The sequence below is a fragment of the Streptosporangium sp. NPDC048886 genome, from assembly GCF_055586905.1.
Genome location: NZ_JBVJHH010000106.1, coordinates 1 through 2,487 on the forward strand (window position 1 = coordinate 1; position 2,487 = coordinate 2,487).

The 2,487-nt window shown below is 66.1% G+C and carries 3 protein-coding genes; 2 read left to right on the forward strand and 1 reads right to left on the reverse strand.

The features are described 5' to 3' along the window. Nucleotides 1–328 precede the first annotated feature (328 nt). Entirely contained in the window at nt 329–556 is a 228-nt protein-coding gene (locus ACZ6R6_RS49225; protein WP_470104452.1) for a hypothetical protein, read from the reverse strand. 494 nt (nt 557–1,050) lie between these two features. Here ACZ6R6_RS49225 and ACZ6R6_RS49230 point away from each other — a divergent pair, with 494 nt between their 5' ends. Together ACZ6R6_RS49230 and ACZ6R6_RS49235 are read left to right on the forward strand one after the other, a co-directional pair. Then, nucleotides 1,051–1,404, forward strand: a complete 354-nt coding sequence (locus tag ACZ6R6_RS49230) for a DUF2809 domain-containing protein (protein ID WP_470104454.1) — start codon at nt 1,051–1,053, stop codon at nt 1,402–1,404. Nucleotides 1,405–1,919: 515 nt separating this feature from the next. After that, entirely contained in the window at nt 1,920–2,396 is a 477-nt protein-coding gene (locus ACZ6R6_RS49235) for a DUF2505 family protein (RefSeq protein ID WP_470104455.1), read from the forward strand. Nucleotides 2,397–2,487: the final 91 nt, after the last annotated feature.

A 2,487-nucleotide genomic window follows, 5' to 3' on the forward strand; every position in this document is an offset into this window, starting at 1 on the left:
ACCACACCACCCACCAGCAGCGTGACCGGCACGATCCACCACGCGGCCGACCGGGGAGTACGCAACTGCGGCGGAACCACCTCCGCCGCAACGACAGGCACATCAGCTCGGGAGGAACGGCGGCGCGGCAGGAACGGCATGTCTCCCATTCCAGCCGCCCGCGGCCCGCATCCGACCGGACGCTACATGATCGTTACCGGGGCGGATCGATCAGAATCAACGCACTGTCCGGTATCGGCGCGGCGCCGCACGGCCCGGAGGGCGACCAAACGCGGCCGCGGCCGCCGCGGGGAGCGGCCGGACCCCCGAGGGCGCCGACGGTGCGGCCTCACCCCCCTATGTCGATGTGTGCGTGGATGTCTGCGAGGTCTGCGTCGAGGTAGACGAGGACGTCGGCGTTGGGGGGAGGATCCGCGGGCGCGGCGTGCGCGGAGCCGGCCGGGGTGAGCACGCCGGCGGGTCCGGCGAAGACGGCCGTGGGCAGGGTCAGGGCGCCGAGGGTGAGCAGCGCGCCGACGGTGCTCGTGGCCAGGAGCTCGGTGCGGGTTCGGGGCATGGTCTTTTCCTTGGGGTCGGGCTGGGATGTACCCGGGATGGACGGCCGTGACGGAGCGGCTTCCTGGTGGATCCAACCCAAGCATTACATACAGTAGTAATTAACTACTTTATGTAGCGATAGGCGATCTGGTCAGACGCCGCGCCGGGAGCGGGACAGAACCGGTGTTCTATCCGGTCACCGGCCCAGATGGCGGCTGAGGACACGTTCGGGAGCGGAGGCCCTCACAAAGGTCAAAACCCACATTCGGTGGATCATGAACGGGTGTTGGAGTGCTCTTCCTCGCACCACGCGGGGCACTGTTTCATCTGGTCGGGCCTCATTCCGGATGGATCGTCACTATGTTCCAGCGTGCTGGCATGCCGTCGCCATGGCGCTCCACCGCGGTCGCTGACCTGCCGCAATCAGCATGCCGCCATAAGGGACGAGCTCTATGATCAGGTTCGTCCTGATCGTTGAGATTCGGAGAAGATGTCAATCACATGCGCCGTGCCATGGTCCTTCTGGGTGGCGTCGCCCTCGCCGTCGGCGCGTTCACCCTCTTCTACCGGGGCCCGGGACAACCGTTCATCCGCGGTTACGTGAGCGACGTCGGCGCCACCATGCTGGTCTACGCGTCCTTGGGGCTGCTGTGGCGCACCACCGCCGCACGCCGCACCCTGGCCACGGCCGCGATCGCCGCCGCCGTCGAGTTCTACCAAATAGTCGGCATGACCCCGCCGGGCATCGGCGGTGTCCTGGTCGGTGCGTTCCCCGACCCATGGGACCTGGTCGCCTATGCCATCGGTGTGGTCGCGGCCCTGGCCTGGGAACGCCGATCGGTCCGATCCGGTGATCAGACCGGCTGACTCTCGGACTCCACCCCACCGGCACGCTGACGGTACGGATGCCCCACAGCGGCGAGGTCATCGGGTTCGTCCTGCGCGGCGGCCAGCCGTTGCAAAGCAGGACGAGGTCCGGCCCATATAAGCCCAAACCCACATTCACCAGGTGTTGCTCGCCGGCGAGGAGCCTGAGGGGCGGCGCGCGGCGGACAAGGGTTGATGTACCGGATAAGGGACGGTTATCCGGTACATGGCCGTCGCCAAGGTATCGGCGACCTGCGGGTTCACCGGAACGGCCGCCGCGCGACTCGGGTGCGTTTATCCGGTACATCAGCAGCCCAGCAAGATCGAATGTGGGTTTTGGGCTTATGTGGGCCGGACCCCTACAGGATCGCCCTCCAGCCGCCCGGACGGCGAGATCGAGGTCGAAGGCCCCAAGGCCGGGTGCTGCCTGAAGACGGCCGGCGAGGCGATGTCCAGCAAGCCGCCTTTTTTGTAATCAGTCGAACACATATAGTAGTGGAATGGGGAAATTCACAATGAGCCACGACCTCCACGGCGAGCCGGCTGCGTTCTTCGGCTGGTTCTTCGACCGGAGCCGGGCAGAAGATCTATACCAGGGGCATTTGCGCTACGTCGACTACAGCACTACCAGCCTTGCGGATGCTGACGGGCAGCTGACCCGCACCACCACGTTCGCCAAGCAGATGTCGCTGCCCGGGCCAGTGGCGAAGCTCCTCGGCTCGGGCTTCCGCCAGACCGAGGACGGACAGTTCAACAAGTCCGCCCGCGTGTACCAGTGGAGGGTCACGCCGAGCACCCTCGCCGACAAGCTCCGCGAAGAGGGCACCCTGCGAGCGGAGGAACGCGGCGACGGCTGCCGCATCATCGTGGACTACGAGCTGGAAGCAAAGGTGTTCGGGGTCGGCGGCCTGCTGGAGAGCACCTTTGAGAAGAACCTGCGCGAGGAGTGGGATCAGATCGCCGGTTTCTACAACCGCCAGGCGGCAGCCTAGTGCGGTGACCGGGAACGTTCACCGGGTTGGGTGATCACACAGCGACTGGGAGAGGGCGTCCACCGAAACGGATGCCCTTTTCGCTGCGGAC

Bases quoted from the DNA above. Each gene is read 5' to 3' on its own strand.
- ACZ6R6_RS49225 (WP_470104452.1), bottom strand. From the start codon at position 556: ATGCCCCGAACCCGCACCGAGCTCCTGGCCACGAGCACCGTCGGCGCG.
- ACZ6R6_RS49230 (WP_470104454.1), top strand. From the start codon at position 1,051: ATGGTCCTTCTGGGTGGCGTCGCCCTCGCCGTCGGCGCGTTCACCCTC.
- ACZ6R6_RS49235 (WP_470104455.1), top strand. From the start codon at position 1,920: ATGAGCCACGACCTCCACGGCGAGCCGGCTGCGTTCTTCGGCTGGTTC.